The sequence below is a fragment of the Shimia sp. SK013 genome, assembly GCF_001292625.1.
In the GTDB taxonomy this organism is placed as follows: domain Bacteria; phylum Pseudomonadota; class Alphaproteobacteria; order Rhodobacterales; family Rhodobacteraceae; genus Shimia.
Genome location: NZ_LAJH01000012.1, coordinates 344470 through 366226, shown reverse-complemented (window position 1 = coordinate 366226; position 21757 = coordinate 344470). Strand labels below are relative to the sequence as shown.

At 58.3% G+C, this 21757-nt stretch carries 20 protein-coding genes; 9 read left to right on the top strand and 11 right to left on the bottom strand.

The window, feature by feature from the left end:
- Positions 1-101 precede the first annotated feature (101 nt).
- On the top strand, positions 102-662 hold the full coding sequence (locus SHIM_RS11475; RefSeq protein WP_054002772.1) for a DUF4202 domain-containing protein: 561 nt from the start codon (positions 102-104) through the stop codon (positions 660-662).
- The gene (locus SHIM_RS11470; RefSeq protein WP_054002771.1) at positions 659-1369 is read left to right on the top strand and encodes a sirohydrochlorin chelatase; all 711 of its coding nucleotides are present in this window, start codon (positions 659-661) and stop codon (positions 1367-1369) included. Before SHIM_RS11475 ends, SHIM_RS11470 begins: the two co-directional genes overlap by 4 nt.
- Here the strand turns inward: SHIM_RS11470 and SHIM_RS11465 are convergent.
- Positions 1366-2355, bottom strand: coding sequence for a LacI family DNA-binding transcriptional regulator (locus SHIM_RS11465; protein WP_054002770.1), 990 nt, complete (start codon positions 2353-2355; stop codon positions 1366-1368). The two genes, SHIM_RS11470 and SHIM_RS11465, sit on opposite strands and share 4 nt — an antisense overlap.
- A 157-nt stretch (positions 2356-2512) precedes the next feature.
- Between SHIM_RS11465 and gap the strand changes: the two genes are divergently transcribed.
- Genes gap through eda form a run of 4 tightly spaced genes read left to right on the top strand, consistent with a single transcriptional unit; the run spans position 2513 to position 7483 of the window.
- The gene (gene gap / locus SHIM_RS11460; RefSeq protein WP_054002769.1) at positions 2513-3520 is read left to right on the top strand and encodes a type I glyceraldehyde-3-phosphate dehydrogenase; all 1008 of its coding nucleotides are present in this window, start codon (positions 2513-2515) and stop codon (positions 3518-3520) included.
- 6 nt (positions 3521-3526) lie between these two features.
- Complete coding sequence (gene zwf, locus SHIM_RS11455) at positions 3527-4981, top strand: glucose-6-phosphate dehydrogenase (protein ID WP_054002768.1); 1455 nt, start codon at positions 3527-3529, stop codon at positions 4979-4981.
- Between the two features lie 41 nt (positions 4982-5022).
- Positions 5023-6831 carry a phosphogluconate dehydratase gene (edd, locus tag SHIM_RS11450; protein WP_054002767.1) on the top strand — a complete coding sequence of 603 codons (1809 nt, stop codon included), beginning with the start codon at positions 5023-5025 and terminating at the stop codon, positions 6829-6831.
- Between the two features lie 4 nt (positions 6832-6835).
- Positions 6836-7483 (top strand): bifunctional 4-hydroxy-2-oxoglutarate aldolase/2-dehydro-3-deoxy-phosphogluconate aldolase, encoded by a 648-nt coding sequence (gene eda, locus SHIM_RS11445; protein ID WP_054002766.1) that lies wholly within the window; start codon positions 6836-6838, stop codon positions 7481-7483.
- 201 nt (positions 7484-7684) lie between these two features.
- Here the strand turns inward: eda and SHIM_RS11440 are convergent, their stop codons facing one another.
- From SHIM_RS11440 to SHIM_RS11400, 9 genes are all read right to left on the bottom strand, one after another.
- A complete protein-coding gene (locus SHIM_RS11440) occupies positions 7685-8137 on the bottom strand; it encodes a CoxG family protein (RefSeq protein WP_054002765.1) in 453 nt (150 codons plus the stop codon).
- 114 nt (positions 8138-8251) lie between these two features.
- Entirely contained in the window at positions 8252-9031 is a 780-nt protein-coding gene (locus SHIM_RS11435) for an XdhC family protein (protein WP_054002764.1), read from the bottom strand.
- Positions 9028-10215, bottom strand: a complete 1188-nt coding sequence (locus tag SHIM_RS11430; protein ID WP_054002763.1) for a vWA domain-containing protein — start codon at positions 10213-10215, stop codon at positions 9028-9030. The genes SHIM_RS11435 and SHIM_RS11430 overlap by 4 nt, the downstream gene beginning before the upstream one ends.
- Positions 10212-11087 (bottom strand): AAA family ATPase, encoded by an 876-nt coding sequence (locus SHIM_RS11425; RefSeq protein WP_054002762.1) that lies wholly within the window; start codon positions 11085-11087, stop codon positions 10212-10214. The genes SHIM_RS11430 and SHIM_RS11425 overlap by 4 nt, the downstream gene beginning before the upstream one ends.
- Before the next feature lie 56 nt (positions 11088-11143).
- Positions 11144-13570, bottom strand: a complete 2427-nt coding sequence (locus SHIM_RS11420; protein WP_054002761.1) for an aerobic carbon-monoxide dehydrogenase large subunit — start codon at positions 13568-13570, stop codon at positions 11144-11146.
- On the bottom strand, positions 13567-14061 hold the full coding sequence (locus SHIM_RS11415) for a (2Fe-2S)-binding protein (protein ID WP_054002760.1): 495 nt from the start codon (positions 14059-14061) through the stop codon (positions 13567-13569). Before SHIM_RS11415 ends, SHIM_RS11420 begins: the two co-directional genes overlap by 4 nt.
- A 22-nt stretch (positions 14062-14083) precedes the next feature.
- Positions 14084-14938 carry an FAD binding domain-containing protein gene (locus SHIM_RS11410; RefSeq protein WP_054002759.1) on the bottom strand — a complete coding sequence of 285 codons (855 nt, stop codon included), beginning with the start codon at positions 14936-14938 and terminating at the stop codon, positions 14084-14086.
- Positions 14939-15085: 147 nt separating this feature from the next.
- Positions 15086-16180: an MHYT domain-containing protein gene (locus SHIM_RS11405; protein WP_054002758.1), complete on the bottom strand. Its 1095-nt coding sequence runs from the start codon at positions 16178-16180 to the stop codon at positions 15086-15088.
- 85 nt (positions 16181-16265) lie between these two features.
- Positions 16266-16952, bottom strand: a complete 687-nt coding sequence (locus tag SHIM_RS11400; RefSeq protein WP_054002959.1) for a D-lyxose/D-mannose family sugar isomerase — start codon at positions 16950-16952, stop codon at positions 16266-16268.
- 159 nt (positions 16953-17111) lie between these two features.
- Between SHIM_RS11400 and SHIM_RS11395 the strand changes: the two genes are divergently transcribed.
- Positions 17112-18221: a M24 family metallopeptidase gene (locus SHIM_RS11395; RefSeq protein ID WP_054002958.1), complete on the top strand. Its 1110-nt coding sequence runs from the start codon at positions 17112-17114 to the stop codon at positions 18219-18221.
- Positions 18222-18270: 49 nt separating this feature from the next.
- Here SHIM_RS11395 and SHIM_RS11390 read toward each other — a convergent pair whose 3' ends face one another.
- The gene (locus SHIM_RS11390) at positions 18271-19791 is read right to left on the bottom strand and encodes a putative bifunctional diguanylate cyclase/phosphodiesterase (RefSeq protein ID WP_193749911.1); all 1521 of its coding nucleotides are present in this window, start codon (positions 19789-19791) and stop codon (positions 18271-18273) included.
- 363 nt (positions 19792-20154) lie between these two features.
- Here SHIM_RS11390 and SHIM_RS11385 point away from each other — a divergent pair, with 363 nt between their 5' ends.
- The gene (locus tag SHIM_RS11385) at positions 20155-20856 is read left to right on the top strand and encodes a GntR family transcriptional regulator (protein WP_082358369.1); all 702 of its coding nucleotides are present in this window, start codon (positions 20155-20157) and stop codon (positions 20854-20856) included.
- Positions 20856-21749 (top strand): sugar kinase, encoded by an 894-nt coding sequence (locus SHIM_RS11380; RefSeq protein WP_054002755.1) that lies wholly within the window; start codon positions 20856-20858, stop codon positions 21747-21749. Before SHIM_RS11385 ends, SHIM_RS11380 begins: the two co-directional genes overlap by 1 nt.
- The last annotated feature ends 8 nt before the right edge of the window (positions 21750-21757 follow it).

Below are 21757 nucleotides of genomic sequence, written 5' to 3'. Positions count from 1 at the left end.
CCGCCGCGATACCGTCGCAATACCGACGCGATGCAGACAGTCCTTTCGCCGCCCTCCATCACGTTCTAAATTCCCCTCAAACTCGTCAGCCGGAGCGCCCTATGTCCAAATTAGCAACCGTCCTCGCCGCCATTGATGCCGCCAACGCCAAAGACCCCCGAATGGACGAAGGCCAACCCGAAGCTTTGCTTTACGGCCAGCGCATGAGCGCCGAGTGCGACAGGCTTTTTCCCAATGCTTCCGAGGTGTTACAGATTGCCGCCCGCGGTCAGCACATCGAGCGCTGGGTTCTGAAACGTGCTGATTTCCCCGAGGGCCGCGCAGGCTATCTCAAATGGCGTCGCGACCTCGGCGCGCATCATGCATCCCGCGTGGGGGAGCTCATGGCTCAGGCTGGATATTCTGAAGATGAGATTGCCGAGGCGTCCAGCATGCTGCGCAAAGAAGGCATCAAGCGCAATGATCAGGTACAAGCCCTTGAGGACGTTATCTGTTTTGTCTTCATCAAATGGTATTTCGCGCCGTTTTCCGGCAAGCATTCGCCCGAAAAAATCCTCGATATCGTCGCCAAAACCGCACGTAAAATGTCGGCCAAGGCGCGCGCCCGCGCATTATCCGAATTCGACCTGCCTGCCGATCTGGCCGCCGCTTTCGACGTATGACTCTGCCCCCCAAACAGGCGCTGATCGTGGCGCACGGCCAGCCCTCAGACCCTGAGCCGCCCGAGCTTTGGCTGGCCGAATTTGCCGTTCAGGTAGCGGCTTTTCTGCCCGAATGGACCATCCGTTCCGCCACCATCGCCAAACCAGAAGCTCTTGAAAATCAAGCGTATTATCTGGATGACGGCGCGGCTGTGTTCCCGATGTTCATGGCCGACGGCTGGTTTGTCGGCCGCGTCCTGCCGCGCCGTCTCAAGGGACAAAACCTGCGCATCCTGCCGCCGCTTGGGTTCCATGACGACCTTCCACAACTTGCCGCCGCGGTGATCCAAGATCACCTCAGAGTTCAAAATTGGACTGAATCCGAGACACATGTCCTGCTCGCAGGTCATGGCTCTGCCAAAGGCGACAAGGCCGCGCTGTCCACTCGAAACTTTGCTGAATCTCTTTCCGAGCTCTTGCCGGAAATTGATATTACTCAAGGACTTATCGAAGAAAGCCCCTTCATATTCGACGCCGCCCGCGACCTTGGTGATCGCGCCATGTGCCTGCCGTTCTTCGCCCTCGAAGGCGGCCATTGCAAATTTGACATCCCTCAAGCGCTCGACGCAGCCGGCTTTACCGGCCTCCGGCTTCCGCCATTGGGCTACGCAGCAGCTTTGCCCGCACTTGTCGCGCAAGCCCTTAAAGAGTCACGTAAAAACGCCTAAAGCGATTGACCGCGAATGGCTTGGGGCTCCAACTGGACCAATTGCGCCACCTTGGGCGCGTCCAAAATAATTTGCGCGGCCGCCTCACCAATCGCAAGCCGATGCGCGTCGGTTGTGGCCAGTTTGATTGGCAAACCGCGCAACAAGTTCAGATTATTAAACCCCGCCAAAGCCAATTGATCCGGCACCGAGATTCCGGCAGCGACGCAATGCATATAGGCTCCAACGCTCATAACATCACTGCTGAAATACAGGCACTCCAGATCCGGTGTCCGCGCCAATAACTCCTTGGTCAGAACGTGCCCGTTTTCAATGGACGAAGCCCCCGAATACAGTTCCTGATCAGCAAGAGAAACGTCCGCCTTGTCAAGCTCTTGCAGAAATCCCGCCAAGCGTTTTTCCGCCCGAAAATCCTGTGGCATCTTTGTCCCGATGAACCCGATCCGCCGATATCCTGCGTCAAGAATCTCTCGCGCCATGGCCCGCCCGGCCGCCAGATGGGAAATGCCCACACAATGGCGCACCGGATTGCCGTCTACATCCATGACTTCAACCACCGGACAATCGGCGTTCGCCATCATTTTGCGCGCCGCATCCGTGTGTTCAAGCCCGGCCACTACAATGCCCGCCGGACGCCAGCTCAGCATTTCGCGGATCACCTCTTCTTCTTCGTCCAAATCATAACCCGTGACCCCGATCACCGGCTTGAGCGGCGTGTCTTTCAGCTTCGAAGAAATGCCCGACAAAACCTCAGGAAACACCGACGAATTCAGGCTCGGCACCACCACACCAACAAGGTTGACCTTGTTGGACGCCAGCGCGCCCGCAATGCGATTGGGCACATATCCCACGTCCTTGGCGATCTGCTCGACTTTTTCGCGTGTGCGTACGGACACATCCGGCGCGCCCCGCAACGCGCGCGACGCGGTCATCTCGCTGACACCAGCCAAGTTGGCGATGTCTTTTAAAAGAAGCTTTTTCCCCATGGCGCAATGCTCTGACACCCGCCCCCAAACCGCAAGCTTAAAACTTGTGATGGAAACTGTGCCGCAATCCCCTTGATTATTGGTTCGGACGCGTATACCGATAGCGCTAACGGTAGCGCAATCGAATTGCGCTTGTCTACGGGTTAGGAGTTTTAGGATGACCACGAAGATTGCAATCAACGGCTTTGGCCGCATCGGCCGCGGCGTCTTGCGGGCCCTGATCGAAAGCGGCGTAAATGATATCGAGGTTGTGGCGATCAACGATCTGTCCCCCAACGACCATCTCGTTCACCTTCTGAAATACGACAGCGTGCACGGCCGGCTGAACGCCGATGTCTCTCTGGACGGCGACGTCATGAAAGTCGGTTCTCAATCGATCCGCCTCACCGCGATCCGCAACCCCGAGGATCTGCCTTGGGCCGACGTTGATGTGGCGTTTGAATGCACCGGAATTTTCACCGCCAAAGACAAAGCAGAGCTGATCCTGAAAAGCGGCGCTAATCGCGTGCTGGTTTCGGCACCAGGCAAAGATGCCGACAAAACCATCGTGTTTGGCGTGAACGACGACACTCTGACCGCAGATGACATCATCGTATCCAATGCGTCCTGTACGACCAACTGTTTGGCTCCGGTCGCCAAAGTTCTGCAGGACTTGGTTGGTATCAAAACCGGATACATGACCACGATCCACGCCTATACCGGCGATCAGCCAACACATGACACCAACCACAAAGACCTTTATCGCGCCCGCGCCGCGGCTTTGTCGATGATCCCCACCTCTACTGGCGCCGCCCGCGCGATCTCTCTGGTTTTGCCAGAACTCTCAGGCAAACTCGAAGGCTCCGCCATCCGAGTGCCCACGGCCAATGTGTCGATGGTCGATCTGGTCATCGTGCCGGAAAAAGCCACCTCCGCGGACGAGATCAACGCCGCCATGAAAGCTGCAGCCGAGGGCCCACTCAAAGGTGTACTTGGTTTTGAAGAGGCGCCGCTGGTTTCTGTCGACTTCAACCACGATCCGCATTCGTCGATTTTTGCCCCGGCGCAAACAAGTGTCACAGACGAAGGCCTCGTGCGTGTGGTAAGTTGGTACGACAACGAGTGGGGGTTCTCCAACCGCATGCTCGACACAGGCCGGCGCATCGCCGCATTGCTTAAAGGATAAGAACACATGGTCGCTCGCGTCATCCCGGTGTCTCCCTTTGATCTGGTGATCTTCGGGGCGACGGGCGATCTGGCCCGGCGCAAGATCCTGCCGGGCCTGTTCCTGCGCTTCAAATCGGGCCAAATGCCCGAAGGCGCGCGCATCATCGGCTCCGCCCGCTCCGACTTTGACAGCGTCGAATTCCGCAAAGTGATTGGCGCTGCCCTCACTGAATTTCTCGACGAAGAACATCGTCCTGTCGATATGCTCACGGCCTTTCTTGACCGGTTGGAATATGTCCATATCGACGCTATGGGCGACACTGGTTGGGGCGCGCTCAAAGGCATCTTGCGCGACGATGTGATCCGCACGTTCTACTTGTCGGTGTCACCCTCGCTTTTTGGGGCCATCGCCGAACGCCTCAGCACCCACGGCGTCGCCACACCCGAAAGCCGCATAGTTGTGGAAAAGCCTTTTGGCCACGATCTCGCCTCTGCCCAAGCGCTGAACACCGATTTGTTGCGCCATTTTTCCGAACACCAAATCTATCGCATCGACCACTATCTGGGCAAAGAAACCGTCCAAAACCTCATGGCTTTGCGCTTTGCCAACTCTCTGTTTGAACCACTGTGGAATTCCACCCACATCGACCATGTCCAAATCACCGTCGCCGAAAGCCTCGGCGTGGGCGGGCGTGGCGGCTACTACGATCAATCCGGCGCAATGCGGGACATGGTGCAAAACCACCTGATGCAACTCTTGTGCCTCACCGCGATGGAGCCGCCTTCCAAATTTGCCTCCAACTCGGTCCGCGACGAAAAGGTCAAGGTGATCGAAGCGCTTGATCCAGTCAAAAGCGAAGACATCGTGCGTGGCCAATATCGCGCAGGTCGTGATGCACCCAGCTATTTTGAAGATGTAGACAACGACAACAGCACCACCGAAAGCTTCGTCGCCATGAAGCTCAAGATTGCCAACTGGCGGTGGGCGGGGACGCCGTTTTATCTGCGTACCGGCAAACGCCTGCGCGACCGTGTCAGCGAAATCACCGTGGTTTTCCGCGACCCGCCGCACATGATTTTCCCCAATCCGATGGAGGGGCGCAAAGGCAACGCGCTGATAATTCGTCTACAACCGGACGAAGGCATCACGCTGCGCACCACCATCAAAGAACCCGGTCCTGGCGGCATGCGCCTGACTGAGGTCGATATGGACATGACCTTTGCCGACGCGCTTGGTTCTGACTTGAACACGCAAGACGCCTATGAACGCCTGATCATGGATGTGATCCGCGGGGACCAGACGTTGTTCATGCGCGGAGACGAAGTCGAGGCCGCTTGGGGTTGGGCGGATCCGCTGATCGCCAACTGGCAAGAAAACGGCAAGCGCCCCGTGCCTTATGATGTCGGCAGTTCCGGCCCCGAAGAAGCCCTTATGCTCTTGCACCGTGACGGGCGCCGTTGGCGTCCAATCGGCGCCTGACGCAACCAAACAGACGCGATTTATCAGGAAGGAAGGCTCCCATGCCGATCCACCCAACATTGCAGGCGGTTACAGACCGCATCATCGCTCGCAGCGGGCCGACCCGCACTGCTTATCTTGCGCGTATGGCACAAGCCCGCAAACAGGGCCCCGCCCGCGCGCATCTGTCGTGTTCTGGTCAGGCCCACACATATGCCGCAACCGGCGAAGACCAAGACGCGCTCGCAACTCAGGACGCTGGTCACCTTGGTATCATCACTGCCTACAACGATATGCTGTCGGCGCATCAGCCGTTTGAGGCCTACCCTGCGGCCATAAAAGAGGCAGTCCGTACCATTGGCGGCACCGCACAGGTTGCGGGCGGCGTCCCAGCAATGTGTGATGGCATCACCCAAGGCGAAGCGGGCATGGAGCTCTCTCTGTTCTCGCGTGATGCGATCGCGATGGGTGTCGGCGTGGCGCTGTCGCACAACGTCTTTGACGCCACCGTCTTCCTTGGCGTTTGCGACAAGATCGTTCCCGGCCTCATCATCGGTGCGCAGGCGTTTGGCCATCTTCCGGCGGTCTTCCTACCCGCAGGCCCGATGACCTCAGGCATCTCCAACGACGAGAAATCAGAGGTTCGCAAGAAATTCGCCGCTGGCGAAATTGGACGTGATGAGCTCCTGAAATCCGAAATGTCCGCTTACCACGGCCCCGGCACCTGCACGTTCTATGGCACGGCCAACACCAACCAGATGTTGATGGAATTCATGGGGCTTCATTTGCCAGGCTCCTCTTTTGTGACCCCGGGCACGGACCTGCGCGACGCCCTAACCCGCGAGGGCGCCAAACGCGCGCTGTCTCTGTCGGCACTTGGCAACGACTACACGCCGGTATGTGAGGTGCTGGACGAGAAAGCTTACGCAAACGGCATCGTTGGCCTTATGGCCACGGGCGGCTCTACCAACTTGCTGATCCACCTGATCGCCATGGCCCGTGCGGGCGGCGTGATCCTTGACTGGCAGGACTTCGCAGACCTGTCTGACGTGGTGCCCCTGATCGCCCGCGTCTATCCCAACGGCTTGGCAGACGTGAACCATTTCCACGCCGCCGGCGGGCTTGGCTACATGATCGGCCAACTCTTGGGTGCGGGCTATCTGCACGACGACACCAAGACCGTCACTGGCGCCGGCCTTGGCAGCTACACCTCCGAGCCCTTCTTGGAAGATGGCGCGCTTACGTGGCGCGACGGCCCCAAAGACAGCCTGAACGAGCAAATCGTGCGGCCCGCCGACAACCCTTTTCAGGAAACCGGCGGCCTGTCCCGCTTGACCGGCAACCTCGGCACCGGCGTGATGAAAGTCTCCGCTGTGGCGACTGAAAACCGGGTGATCGAGGCCCCTGCGCGCATTTTTCACGACCAGAACGAAGCCAAAGAGGCTTTCAAGGCAGGCGAGCTGACCGAAGATGTGGTGATTGTCGTCCGCTTCCAAGGCCCCAAAGCCAACGGTATGCCCGAACTGCATTCCATGACGCCGTTCCTGTCGATCATGCAGGGTCGCGGCCAAAAAGTGGCGCTTGTCACCGACGGGCGCATGTCCGGTGCGTCTGGCAAAATCCCTTCCGCGATCCACGTGGTCCCCGAAGCGCTCGATGGCGGCCCAATCGCCAAACTGCGCGACGGTGACATTGTGCGCGTGGATGCCACCTCAGGCACGCTCGAAGTGCTCGCCGAGGATTTCCTTGACCGCGACGTGGTCACCGCCGATCTGTCCGCCTATCAACATGGAACAGGCCGCGAACTCTTCGGCCTGTTTCGCAACGCCGTGACATCTGCCGACACCGGCGCAACCGTTTTTGGAGCCTGACACTATGCCCATCACCCCACAGCAAGCCTCTGTTGAAGCCCGCAGAATTTGCGAAGCCGCCCCCATTGTCCCCGTGCTTGTTGTGCATGACGTGGCCCACGCCAAACCGCTGGCAGAAGCTCTGGTCGCAGGTGGTTTGCCAGCCCTCGAAGTCACCTTGCGCACACCGGCCGCACTGGACGTGATCGCCGCGATGGCCGAAGTCAAAGGCGGCATGGTTGGTGCGGGCACATTGTTGACACCCGATGATGTCAAAGCTGCCAAGGACGCTGGCGCCACTTTCGGCGTCTCCCCGGGTGCAACCGACACGCTGCTGGATGCCTGCGAGGCCGAAGGCTTGCCGCTGTTGCCCGGTGCCGCCAGCGCGTCAGAGGCGATGGCGCTTCTGGAACGCGGCTATGACATGTTGAAATTCTTTCCAGCCGAAGCCGCAGGCGGCGCCAAGTTCCTCGGATCCCTTGCCAGTCCCTTGCCACAAATCAGCTTCTGCCCGACCGGTGGCGTAAACCCGCAAAACGCGGCGGACTACCTAAGCCTGCCCAATATCATCTGCGCAGGTGGCAGCTGGGTCGCGCCCTCTGCATTGGTCAAAGGCGGCAAATGGGACGAGATCGAAGCCCTCGCCCGCGCCGCCGCCGCGCTGCCGCGCTAATCAGGCCCGCCCGCCTCTTCCTTTTGCCTCAAATATCCTGGGGTGAATTGGCCAAAGGCCAAAAGGGGCAAAGCCCCATGTCCTTTTGGTGACCGTATCCGTACGGCGGCAAAACTTGCCATCTTTTCCAAGCTCAGGACCCTCAAAAAGCAGCAGATCGGCCTTCACCCCAAGGCACGGGCCGATCTGCCAGCAATTGGCTCAGGCGACGGGGTCTTCCGCCACGACATCCGCAAATGATTTGAAGAACTTAGCAGCCAGTTTCTTGGCCGTGCTTTGAATCAAACGGCTGCCCAGCTGTGCCAGTTTCCCACCGATCTGAGCTTTGGCTTCATATCTCAAAATGGTCTGATCGCCTTCGGTGACCAATACAACATCCGCGCCGCCTTTGGCATGTCCCGCAGCGCCGCCGTTGCCTTGACCCGTCAGGGAAAATGCGTCCGGTGCACCTTCCGTGTTCAGCACCACATCGCCGCTGAATTTGGCTTTGACCGGCCCCACCTTCAAGACAACTTTGGCTTCCAACTCGGTGTCGGATTTCTTGATCAGTTCCTCACAACCAGGGATACATTGCTTCAAAATATCCGGATCATTCAGGGCGGCATAAACCACCTCTATGGGTGCATTGATTGTGATTTCGTCAGCCAATTCCATGGCATTTCCTTTCTTTCTAACGTCAGCAACAGGGGAATTTGATCTTGGCCAGCACCTCGGCCTGCTCGGCAGAAGGCATCAAACGACGGGCCATGCGGTGTAGCAGCTTGCGCATTACGGCCTCCTTTCCAGATCTCTTCGGCGTATTTGGATCAATTCGCCAAGGATCGAGAGCGCGATTTCCTCAGGCGTCACAGCACCAATATCAAGCCCCGCAGGCGCCACGACCCGGTCGATGTCGCTTTGGGACACGCCTGCGTCCGCAAGCTTTTTCGACAAAGAGGCATACTTTTTATGGCTGCCAACAAACGCCACATAACTTGCGCTTTGCCCGAGCGCGGCACGCAGGGCATCCAGATCGCCTTGTCCCTGAGTGGCGACAACGGTGGCCTGTAACTTCCCCACTATTGCCGGTGCCTCCACAGCCCGCGATACCGACCAGTGAAAATGCGGCGCCAATTCCGCAAGCGCTTCGGCCACAGGCGACGCACCAAGTACGGTCAACTCAGGCATCGGCAGGCACGGTTCTATGAAAATATCAATCGTGCCGCGAGACGGACAGCCGTTGCGGGCATAGGTCACACCGTCCACCATCGCCCCCGCGCTGACCCCGATGTCGTTCAGGAAATCTTCGGGGGCGACAGACACCAATTGCGGCGCGCCAGAATTAAGTGCGATGAGCGTGGCACGTTTGACAGCGCCGCGCGTGCACCCGCCGCCAAGAAATCCATTGAGAATGGTCCCATCCGCGCCAATGATTGCCTTGGCGCCGGGTTTTGCGGCCGTGGTGCCGGCGGTGCGCACGATGGTGGCAAAGGCAAACGGTTCGTCCTTGTCGCGCAGCGCACTAACCGTTTGCGCCAAGTCGGCATCCATAAACTCTGCGGGGGTCATAGCGTCACCAGTTCCTTTTCCAATGCAACAAGATCCTCCAAAGTGTTGGCCGCGGCAAAACGGTCCAAATACGGAAGCGCCGCGGCCATGCCAGCGGCAACCGGAGCGTAATCCTTCCAACCCTTGAGCGGGTTGAGCCAGATGACCCGACACCCTCGTTTGCGCAATGTGGCCAATGCGGTGCCCAAGCGATCCGGATCAGATGTGTCGTAACCATCCGAGAAAATCATGACCACAGATCGCCCATCGACAAATTTGCGGGCATAGGTGTTGGCAAAAGTCTCAAGGCTCTCGCCGATTTTCGAACCACCCCCAAACCCGTCTGCCATCAACGACATCCGCCCAATGGCGCGCATCGCGTCCTTGTCGCGCAAGGCTTCGGTGATGCGCACAAGCCGAGTGTGGAAAAGATACGCGTCCGCAGTGGGATCGCTGCGCATCAGCCCCGCGAGGAATGCCAGAAATACCTGCGCATAAACACTCATCGACCCGGACACGTCGCAAAGTGTGACGATCTTTCGGCTGCGGTCAGGGCGTTTGCGTTTAATCAGGCGCACCGGCTCGCCGCCTGTCGCAAGGCTGCGGCGGATGGTCTTGCGGAAATGCAGCCGGTCGCCTCTGCGGGCTGCGACACGACGGCGTGAGCGGCGGTCGCGCAATGCCAGACCAAGGCGGCGCGCAACGGCTTCTGCCTCCGCAATCTCTTCGGGCCGCACCAGATCGCGCAGGTCGCGACGCGACAGGTTGCGCACCTCCGTGGCAATCAGCTTGCCTTCGCCATCACTATCCGCTTCACCGCTGCCGCCTTCAGGCGCGGTCGCTTCTCCGGCGCCTCCAGCATCTTTGCCTTTCGCGTCGCGTGACGACTTCACGCTGTCATCACCTTTGGCGGGGGGCATAGTCTTGGGGATCACCTTTTGGCGGACGCGGCCTGCGTCCATCCAAAAGGCGTCAAACAGCGCGTCAAACCGCAGCGCCTCGTCCTTGCAGCCGGTGAAGACAGCCTTCAGAGCATGGCGTGTTTGGTCCGGACTTGCTGCCTCAACAAATGTCAGTGCCGACAGCGCCGTTTCTGTTTCCTGCACACCAAGACGCAGACCGTTCTCGCGCAAGTGGGCCATAAATCCCGACATACGCGCCGAGGCACCGGGGTCACGACCCGCAAAGCGGGTAACACGGCTCATGCCGCTTTCCCAGCAAGGCGCTGTGCAACTTCGGTGGTGATATGGGCGCGGTCGCTTTGGGTTTTCAGCAGCGTTGTCAGCGTGGCCTGCAAGGTGACGGGATCTGTAGTCAGATCCGCAATGCCCAGCCCTGCCAGAGCGGCGGCAAAATCCAATGTCTCAGCAATGCCCGGTGTTTTTTCCAGCTCCTCTTTGCGCAGGTTCTGCACAAAGCCGATGATTTGATCCGCAAGCCGGGTTTCAATCCCTGAACACCGTGCTTGCAGGATCGCCAATTCCGTCGCGCGGTCGGGATACTCGACATAGGCAAACAGACACCGACGCCGCAACGCATCCGACAAGTCGCGGGTGCCGTTTGACGTCAGGATAACGGTCGGCACGCTGGTCGCGGGAATGGTGCCAAGCTCCGGTACGGTGATTTGATAATCCGCAAGGACTTCCAACAAAAAAGCCTCAAATTCTTCATCCGCCCGGTCAATTTCATCAATCAACAGCACCGGCGACGTTTCTTGCGTGATCGCCGCCAGCAAAGGACGCTCCAGCAAGTAGTCCCGCGAAAAGATGCGGTCTTCGACCTCTTTGCCGGTTTCGCCCGCCTCAGACGAGGCGCGAATTGCCAGCAATTGACGCTGATAGTTCCATTCATAAATCGCCTGCGACGCGTCCAGCCCTTCGTAACACTGCAAGCGGATCAGCTTAGTGTCTTGCGCAGCTGCGAGAACACGTGCGACCTCGGTCTTGCCGACACCGGCAGCCCCTTCAAGCAGAAGCGGGCGTTGCAGCGACAGCGCCAGATGCAACGACACAGACAAATCGTCGGATGCCACGTAATTCTGTGCCGCCAGGGCAGTTTGCAGATCAGTCCAGGTCATGAGAGCCTCAAGTCTTTGGAGGCGCGCGCAGCCCCAAGACCGCGCGCGCCAAATGTTTAGCCGTGCAGACCCAGATCATTGGCAGTCTTCCAGATCCGCCAATGGTCATGCGGCATGTTTGTGTGACGCAGGCCAAAGGCACGGAAAGCATCATTCACCGCATTGGAGAAGCAAGGCACACCACCTACATGGGGGCTTTCACCCACACCCTTGGCACCAATCGGGTGGTGCGGGCTGGGGGTCACGGTGTGATCGGTCTCATAGTTGGGAACTTCCCACGCTGTCGGCAGGAAGAAGTCCATCAACGTTCCGGTCTTGACGTTGCCCATGTCGTCATAGGCAATCTCTTGACCCAACGCGACGGCCAGCGCCTCGGTCAATCCACCATGCACTTGTCCTTCGATGATCATCGGGTTGATGCGCGTGCCGCAGTCATCCAGCGCGTAGAAGCGGCGGATGTCTGTCACACCGGTATCCACATCGATGTCCATGACACAGACATAAGCGCCAAACGGATAGGTCATGTTGGGCGGATCATAGTAGCTGACCGCTTCCAGACCTGGCTCGATGCCCGGAATGGCCTGATTGTAGGCGGCGAAGGCAATTTCCTTCATCGTCTTGAACTTCTCAGGCGCGCCTTTGATCACAAACCGATCCACGTCGAATTCAACATCATCATCGTGCACTTCCAGCAGATAGGCCGCGATCATCTGCGCCTTGGCGCGGATTTTGCGCCCCGCCATCGCCGTGGCCGCACCAGCAACCGGTGTAGATCGTGACCCATAAGTGCCCAAACCATACGGTGCCGTATCGGTGTCGCCCTCCTCAATCGTGATGCTGTCCGCTGGCAGGCCGATCTCGGTTGCAAGGATCTGCGCAAAGGTTGTGGCGTGACCCTGACCTTGCGAGATCGTGCCAAGACGGGCAATCGCAGACCCCGTCGGGTGGATGCGAATTTCGCAACTGTCAAACATGCCAAGGCCCAGAATGTCGCAATTCTTGACCGGACCAGCCCCGACGATTTCGGTGAAATGCGTCAGGCCAACGCCCATCAACTTGCGGGTCTTGCCAGCTTTGAACTCCTCGACACGCTGGGCTTGCTCGGCCCGCAGACCGTCATAGTCCACAGCCTTCAGCGCCTTATCCCAAGCAGTGTGATAGTCGCCGGAGTCGTACTCCCACCCAAGGGCGGACTGATACGGGAACTGCTCTTTTTTGATAAAGTTGATCCGACGCAGCTCGGCCGCGTCCATGCTCAACTCGATCGCCAGAACTTCGACCATGCGCTCGATGAAGTACGCGGCTTCCGTCACGCGGAAAGAACAGCGATAGCTGACCCCGCCCGGCGCTTTGTTGGTATAGACACCGTCCACCGCCAAATAGGCCGTTGGGATGTCATAGGAGCCCGTGCAGATGTTCATGAAACCCGCAGGGAATTTGGTCGGGTCCGCACAAGCGTCAAAGCCACCATGATCCGCTGTCACATGACAATGAAGACCGGTGATCTTGCCTTCTTTGGTGGCCGAAATCTTGCCGGTCATGTGATAATCACGCGCAAATGCGGTGGTCATCAGGTTCTCCATCCGGTCCTCGACCCACTTGACCGGAACGCCGGTCACGATAGAAGCCACCACCGAGCAAACATAGCCGGGATAGGCCCCAACCTTGTTGCCAAAACCGCCGCCGATGTCGGGCGAAATCACACGGATGTTGTGCTCTTCAATCCCGGAAATCAGGCTGACCACGGTGCGGATCGCGTGCGGTGCCTGAAACGTGCCATGCAACGTCAGCTTGCCGTTGACCTTGTCCATCGACGCCACGCAGCCACAGGTTTCAAGCGGGCACGGGTGTGTGCGGTGGTAGTAAACCGTTTCTTCGGCCACCACATCGGCTTCGTCCAACACCTGTTCGGTGGCGTCTTTCTCGCCCACTTCCCACGTGAAAATATGGTTGGGGTGTTTGCGCGGGCCATGCGCGCCGTCCGGCAGGCTGCCGCCGTCACCAAGCAGATCCTCACGCAGGACCACGTCGGATTCCATCGCAGCAAACGGATCTGTCAGAACCGGAAGTTCTTCGTAATCCACTTCGACCAGCTCCACAGCGTCGGCCGCGATATAGCGGTCTTTGGCGACCACAAAGGCGACTTCCTGTCCTTGAAACAGCACTTTGCCGTCGGCCAGAACCATCTGCTTGTCACCAGCCAGCGTCGGCATCCAGTGCAGCCCCAGCGGCGCCAGATCTTCGGCCGTCAGAACGGCAATCACACCATCCAAAGCCATTGCGGCGCTGCTGTCGATCGATTTGACGCGTGCATGCGCATAGGGCGAGCGCACAAAGTCACCCTGCAACATGCCAGGCAGCTGGATGTCATCGACATAGTTGCCTTTGCCTTGGGTAAAACGGGCATCCTCTACGCGTTTGCGCTTGCAGCCCATGCCGCCCAGCGCATCGGTGCGTTCCTCGCGGGTTAGCTCCTTGTTCATTCTGCCGCCTCCTTGGCTGCATTCATCTCACTCGCCGCAGCAAGGATGGATTTCACGATGTTCTGATACCCGGTGCAGCGGCAGATGTTGCCGGCCATGCCAAACCGAACTTCTTCTTCGGTTGGTGTCGGGTTCTCTTCCAACAGTTTGGACGCGCGGGTGATCATACCCGGCGTGCAAAAACCGCACTGCAAACCGTGGTGCTCTTTGAACGACTCCTGCAGCACGTGCAGGTTATCAGGATTGCCCAGACCTTCGATTGTGGTGATGTCAGCGCCATCGGCTTGGGCGACAAACACGGTGCAAGCTTTCACCGATTTTCCGTTCATCGTCACCGTGCAAGCACCGCAATGCGACGTCTCGCAGCCAATGTGAGGACCCGTTTGACGCAGACGCTCCCGCAATGTGTGGATCAACAGTTCACGCGGCTCGGCCAGAAACTCTTGCTCTTCACCGTTCACGGTCAGTTTAAAGTGTTTTTTGTTCGACATGTTCTCTCTCCTCAGGCTCAGGTCAGGCCCTGTCCCAGGCGTTTTCGATGGCGCGACGCAGGATGACCGACGCTGCATGGCGTTTGAATTCAACCGGGCCACGGTTGTCCTCTGTCGGGTCGATGTCACCCAACATGGCGTCTACAGCGGCTTTCATGGACGCATCATCCAAAGACGACCCGACAAGGGCCGCCCCCGCGTCAGCCGAGTAAACCGGCGTGTCGCTCAGGTTGGTCATCGCAATCGAGGCTGACGCGCATGCGCCGCCCTCTTTGGTGATCAGCACAGCGGCCGCCGCCGTCGCATAATCCCCAATCTTGCGCTTCTGTTTCTCGTAGGCATACCCGGCATTGGGCGCGGCAAATTCGACTGCAGTCAGAACCTCGTCGTCCGCGCGGTCCGTCATGTACGCAGCTTCATAAAAGTCGCGCGCGGCAACCGAGCGTTCGCCATCCGGTCCCACCAAGATGAAAGTAGCATCAAGGCATTGCATCAATCCCGGCATGTCGTTGCCCGGATCGCCATTGGCGACGTTGCCGCCAACCGTGCCCATATAGCGCACCTGCGGATCGGCAATCTGAAGCGACGCCTCGCGCATGATTGGGGCTGCATCTGTCAGGCCGGCGTGGTTGATAATTTCATGCTGGGTCGTCATCGCTCCGATGCGAATGCGTCCCGCATCAATCGAGATGCCGGTCAATCCGGCCACATCCTGCAAGTCGATCAGGTGCGGCACTTCGGCCATGCGCAGCTTCATCATCGGGATAAGGCTGTGCCCCCCCGCCACGACGCGCGCATCATCTCCATGTTCCTCAAGAACGGACAAGACGCCCGCCATATCCTTGGGCCTATAATATTCAAAGGCTGCTGGAATCATTGCCTCTCCTCCCTTAAGCAATTGTTCTCGCTGCCAGGAGGCTGCATCCGCAGCTGGCTTAATTCTTTAGATAGCAACTTGTTATCGCGCATTTTGCACGAAATGCGCCTCAACCCACACGAATTGCGCCTGCGCGGCTGGCCTTACTCACCCAAAGGCGGTCTGCGCCTCTTTGAGGTTGGAGCGACTGACCGGCACCGGTGGCAAATCACCTTCGCCAAAGGTGCATTGCCCTTTGTCTTTGCTGCGCTCAAATCGCACGACCTTCTTCGGGTTCACGAGATAGCTGCGGTGCACCCGCAAAAACCCACATGGCACCAGCCGTTTGACCGCTTCGGTGATCGGCCAAACACAGAAGTATTTGTCCGTCTTCGTGTAAACTTGGGTGTAGTGCCCATCGGCGCGCACGAACACCACATCTGTCGCCGCGATAAAAACCTTGCCGCCGTCTCGTTCACAGGGAATGCGCGCCATCGCAGGCTCCGAGGGGGCTGGGTCGGACGGCGACAGCTCCGACACATCCGCTTGCGCTGGAACAAGATAGGTCGTCCCAACCCATAAAAAGGCGCCAAATATCACGAAGCTCGACAGGATCACGCCCACGGCCATGACCTCATTATTGATCATCGGGCCAAACTCGCGAATATTGTCGAGCGCCACAAAATTTGTCCCTTGCATGGCCAGAAAGTGTACCGAAAATACAGCCACACCGAAACATAGGGTTCCAATCACGATGGTCCGGTTGGACCGCACGCCATAGGCAACCCCGATCGCCAGAATGCAAAGCGCAATAGCCAAAACCGAAGACCCGATCACACCGGACACGGTATAAATAGGGCGACACACCTGCATGCCTGCCATGCCGACATAGTGCATGGTCAGAATGCCTGCGCCGACAATCGCCCCCGCCGCCGCTATGGTGATCGGTGTGCGCTGCACGAAATGCAGCAACACCAACGCAAGCGCCACCATCAAGATTGCGATCAGAGCAGACGCCAGAGTGATGGCGGCGTCATAGTAGAACAAGATCGGCAGTTTCAGACCCAGCATCGCCACAAAGTGCATCGACCAAATCCCGCCGCCCAACGCGACGGCCCCTAGCGCGATGGCCAACTTACGCTGTGGCACCGACTTTTCTGAAAGGTCCCGCGTCAATGAAAGGCCGGTGGCGCCTGCGACAAGCGCTACGACAAAAGAAACGGCCACAAGCCACGGGTTATGTCCGAAGTCCAAGAATTCCATAGCGCGGACAATGCAGCAGCGGATTGCATTATTCAATCATGGCTTGCACACTTTATGTGCCAAGAGGTGGAACCTTGCACAATCCTTAGCCCAACCACGCTTCATAGTCGCTTACCAACAAATGTGTGGGCGCAACATCTTCTTCGATTTCGGCAAACCGGCCGATGGGCGCGCGAAAAATATTGTCGGTCCTGTCGTCGTTCACAGTGGACACTTCCCCAATCAACACGTCGCCCCCCTCGCCCCAGAACGCGTGCCAGTCGCCGGGCATCAGGGTCACGCTCTCTCCAGGGGCAAACTGCAATTTCTCCCCTGGCGCAAAGGCTTTCTTGATCCCGTCGCACATCACAACGCCACCACGGTCCTCCGCGAAATCCCCCGCGTCATCGCTGCCATAAAGTTCCACCACCAACGTCGCCCCGCCTCGGTTTATAATGTCTTCGGCTTTGATGACATGGGTGTGCATCGGGCTCAGCTGGTCCTGACGAGAGATCAACAATTTTTCGGCATAGCACATGCCGCCTCCGCGTTGCAGATCGGCCAACATGCCGTTGCGCAGCGTGAATAAAAACAGGCCCATTTCGTCAAACCGCCCATCGCCATAGTCGGTAATATCCCAACCGCATTGCGCCTCGATCACGTGACGCGCCGCGTCTTTGTGGGTAACGAATTCATCCGGGCTCCACTTGGCAAACGGCGGCAAGACAAAGCCATAGTGACGGATCATCTCATCCGCCTCTGACATGATTTCATTGATGCGGGAACGTTTCATCGGGCTGTCTCCTGTGTCGGTTGTTTGTCTACCAGCCTCCTTCCTCCCTGTCAGTGACAACAAACAGATCTCGGCAAAATCCTTGCCATCAAGTGCGTATCTCATTGCAACGGTTTGCCAGTTGCGCGACAAATGAACGAACGTTCAATGGAGCCCGCAATGTCAGACGCCATCTTCACCGCCCGCATTGACGCCCTGCGCACACGCATGGCCGAGACCAACACCGATCTCGTGGCGCTTGGCCCGTCGACCCACATGGGATGGCTCTCTGGCGTCAACCCGCACGGCGACGAACGTCCGGTTATGCTCTTGGTGAGCCGTGACAAAGCCGGCTTCCTCATGCCGTCGCTCAACGCGGACAGCGCTGCCCAAATGACCGACCTGCCGTTCTTCACTTGGCGCGATGACGAGGGTCCAGCCGAAGCTTTGACGGATTTGTTGGCACACTTGGAAATCGATGTGCTCACCGATCCCTCCATCGTCATCGACGAAACCATGCGCGCCGATTTTGCGTTCCGGCTCACCGACGCGGTGCCGACGCAATACCGACGCTTTACCGACGACACGGTTGGCCTGCTGCGAAGCCGCAAAGACGCCAGCGAAAAAGCCGCCATCAAGGCAGCACATCTGTTAAACGACGACGCCGTCCGGATTGCCTTTGACAGCCTGCGTGAAGGCATGACCGAGCGCGACCTTCAGGACATCATCCGAGCCCACTACAAGGCAAATGGCGCCACGCCGGAATTCACCATCATCGGGTTTGGTGCGAACGGCGCTTTCCCGCATCACCACACCGGTGACACTCGGCTGGAACGTGACATGGCCGTGTTGATTGACACCGGCTGCCGCCTTGATGGGTACCCATCCGACATGACCCGATGCGGTTTCTTCGGCGCGCCAAATGATGAATATCAAAAGGTTTTTGAGACCGTAGAACGGGCCGTTCAGGCCGCAGTGGCCGCCGCCAAACCCGGTGCTATGGCGCGCGACGTCGACGCTGCTGCGCGCGATGTAATCACAACCGCTGGTTATGGCGATCTCTTCCTGCACCGCACGGGCCATGGCCTGGGTGTCGATGTGCACGAACCGCCCTACATCACTGCGACATCTGATGTTGTGCTAGAGGCCGGCAACGTCTTTTCCATCGAGCCGGGGATCTATGTGGCGGGTCATTTCGGTGTGCGGCTCGAAGAAATCATGGTCCTGACAGAAACAGGCAACGAAATCTTTTCCGAATTGTCTCGCGCGATGGCGATCCGCCCCGCGTAAAAGCCTCGCGGCGGCACACCGGATACTCGGTATTTATCAGTCAGCGAAATTAGCCGACAGCTTTGACCGCTGGCGGCAACAACACTCGGTGCTCCGCCCACTCCGTCTCCAAAAGCCATGAGATCTGATCTGCCGGGATCGGCTTTTCAAAATAGAAACCTTGGCCAAGCGAGCACGACGACCCTTGAAGGTAGGCAAGATCATCGCTCGTTTCGATGCCTTCGGCGGTCACATCCAGGTCCAGCCCCTTTGCCAGAGACAGAATCCCTGAAACGATCTGTTGGTTCTGCTGATGGGTGGAAATGTCCGTCACGAAACTGCGATCGATCTTAATGCGGTCAAACGGCAAACTGCGCAGACATGACAGGCTTGAGTAACCGGTGCCAAAATCATCCAGAGCAATCTGAATGCCCAACGCTTTGAACGCCTCGATCTTCGGGCGGGCAACATTCACATCGTCAATGACCGAGCTTTCTGTGATTTCGATGGTCAACCGCTCGGGTTGGAACCCCGTTTCATTCAGGACGTTCTTGGTGCTTTCCACCAACGCAGCGTCTCGGAACTGGATCGGCGATACGTTGAACGAAATCGACAGCGCCTCCGGCCAATTCGCCGCGTCCACACAGGCTTGACGCAGGAGGCTCACGCCCAACTTACCGATCAGACCGTTGTCTTCGGCGATCGAGATAAATGTAAAGGGCGGGATATTGCCCCGGGTCGGGTGGATCCAACGCGCCAAGACTTCAAACCCGACAAGCTCCCCTGTCCCGATATTCACAATGGGTTGGTAAAACGGAGTGATGATGTCGTTCTGGACCGCCGACTTCAACTCGGTCGCGATTTCAGCCCGCTCCAACGCTTGTTGGTCCGCGTCGCAATCATACCACGCGAAACAGCCGCGACCACTGAACTTCACCTGATAGAGAGCGTGGTCTGCCCGGCGCATCATTTCTGACAAGCCAAGCGCGCTGTCCCATTGCACCAAACCGATGCTGGCGCCAACAAGAATGCTTAGCCCGTCAAACGGGACAGGTTCTGCAACGTTCCAAAGAATGCGGCGCGCCGCACGCTCGACATCCGCTGCGTTCATTTCCGGCGCGAACAAGATTACAAATTCATCACCGCCCAACCGCGCAACGTGTCCGCCATGTCCGACCTCTTCGCGCAACCGATCAGCCACCGTACAAAGCGCAAAATCTCCCGCCGCGTGTCCGTGCACATCATTCACTGGCTTAAACCGATCCAGATCGACCAAACCGACAAACTGCGCGGCGTCCGAAGCCACGCCGGCAAATGAGGCCTGTTCGAGTATCTCGTAAAAGGCGCGGCGGTTGATCAGACCGGTCAGCGGGTCGTGACGAGCGTTTTGTTCAGCCCGCTCACGCTCCGATTCCCGAACCTCGGAAATCCGTTTCAGCTTGCGAGACTTGTACCAAACCGACGCACCAAGCGCGATCGTCAGATTGATGACCAAAAGCGCGATTTCATCAATCTCCCAGCTTTCATGGGTGCGGCTGAATTCATAAAAGACTTCGAAAGCCTCCAATTTCGTCAGAATTGGCCACGTCACCAACGCGCTCAAAAAAAACAGCGCAGTTGGAGATTTCAATCGTTTGCGCCAGATTGCTTTTTGTTCTGAGGACAACACGCACAGGCTCCCAAGTTACCTTGCCAGCCTTATGAAGTCGCCTGACAACCCTAATCTTTGGTAAATTCTGTGTCTTGGCGCGGCGGCAAAATGATAAAAATGGACAAAAGTCCGTCGCGTTGCCACTTTGCCCAGACTTAACCCCTAATGCGACCTCATCATCCGCCCTCAGGCCGCAGCCGCCTTGCGCCCCGCCCAAGCGTATCAAAGGGTCCAAAAAACTGCACCATGCCGAACCGAGCAAAAGCGCTTGCACGCTCAGAGCAAACCAAATACTAAACTGATATGCTAGTCGACCAGACACCTCTGTCCCCTCTGCCACAGGCCACAGCGATGTCTGTCACCGATCAGGTGTTTGACCGCCTGCACACGGCCATTATTGCCTTGGAACTCCCCCCGGGAAGCAAAGTGTCGGAGGCGGATCTCGCCAACCGGTTCGACGTCTCACGCCAACCAGTGAGGGATGCGTTTTTCCGCCTGTCCCAGCAGGGGTTTCTCCTTATTCGGCCTCAGCGGGCCACGCTTGTGACCAAGATCTCGGTGTCCGCGGTTGCGCGCGCGGCCTTTGTCCGCTCCGCACTTGAAACCGCTTGCTTGGCGGACAGCATCCCGCGCCGAACCAACGCTGATCTCGCCGCGTTGGACGCCCTGATTGAGCAACAACACGAAGCGATGCAAAAAGCCGACGGCGTTCGGTTTTACGAACTGGACGAAACCTTTCACCAACTGCTGTGCGCCATCTCCGGACACGACGACATCTGGCCACTGGTCAGTGCGCAGAAAAGCCATATGGACCGCGCCCGACGGCTGTCGCTCCCCGACAACGGGCCTGTGGCTTTTCAGGAACATTGTGAAATTGTCACCGCGCTGCGCCAGCAAGACCTTGGCAGTGCGCAGGCCAAATTGGATGCCCATCTGCACAGCCTGTTTCCCCTGATGGACGGAATACGCGCCAAAAACCCGGAATTTTTTGAGGACAACACCTGATGCGCAACAAACTATTGGCTATCGGTGAATGCATGGTTGAAATGGCTCCCACCGAAAGCGGGTTGTTCAAAATGGGCTATGCCGGCGACACCTTTAACACCGCTTGGTATGCCCGCGGCCTCGCCGATCCGAACCTCGACATCGCCTTTATGACCGCCGTTGGTGATGACGCCGCCTCCGACCGGTTGGTCGACTTTGTTACCCAGAGTGGCATCACTCCTGAAATCCGTCGCATCGCTGACGCCTCCGTCGGTCTCTATCTGATTGCCACCCAAAACGGCGAACGCTCTTTTTCTTACTGGCGATCCGCCGCGGCCGCGCGCCAGCTTGCACAAGACCTCACCGATCTGCCTGTCTCAGGCGCCGGTGACATCGTGTTTTTCAGTGGCATCACGATGGCGGTCTTACAGGGCCACGGGCGACAGAAATTGCTCGCCGCCGTGGCCAGAGCCAAAGCCAAGGGCGCCCAAGTCGCCTTTGATCCCAATCTACGCCCCTGCCTTTGGGAGGACGCCGACACCATGCGCCATTGGGTCACCGAGGCCGCGCGTCACGCCGATTTGGTGCTGCCCTCCCACGAAGATGAGGCCTCTTGGTTTTCCGACGCGTCCCCAACGGCCACCGCCCGCAGATATCTTGATTTGGGTTGCGACCTCGCCATCGTCAAAGATGGCCCCGGCCCTGTCCAAATCGCGCACGCCACCGGCGAAACGCAAACCGTTGCGCCACATCCCATCGCCACGTTGGTAGACACCACCGCCGCCGGAGACGCCTTCAACGCGGCGGTGTTGGTCGCGTTGATGTCCGGCAAATCCGAAAGCGTCGCGGTCCAAGCCGGTTGCGACCTGTCTGCCCAAGTCATCCAAGAACCAGGCGCATTGGTCGAAGTATAATTTTCTCT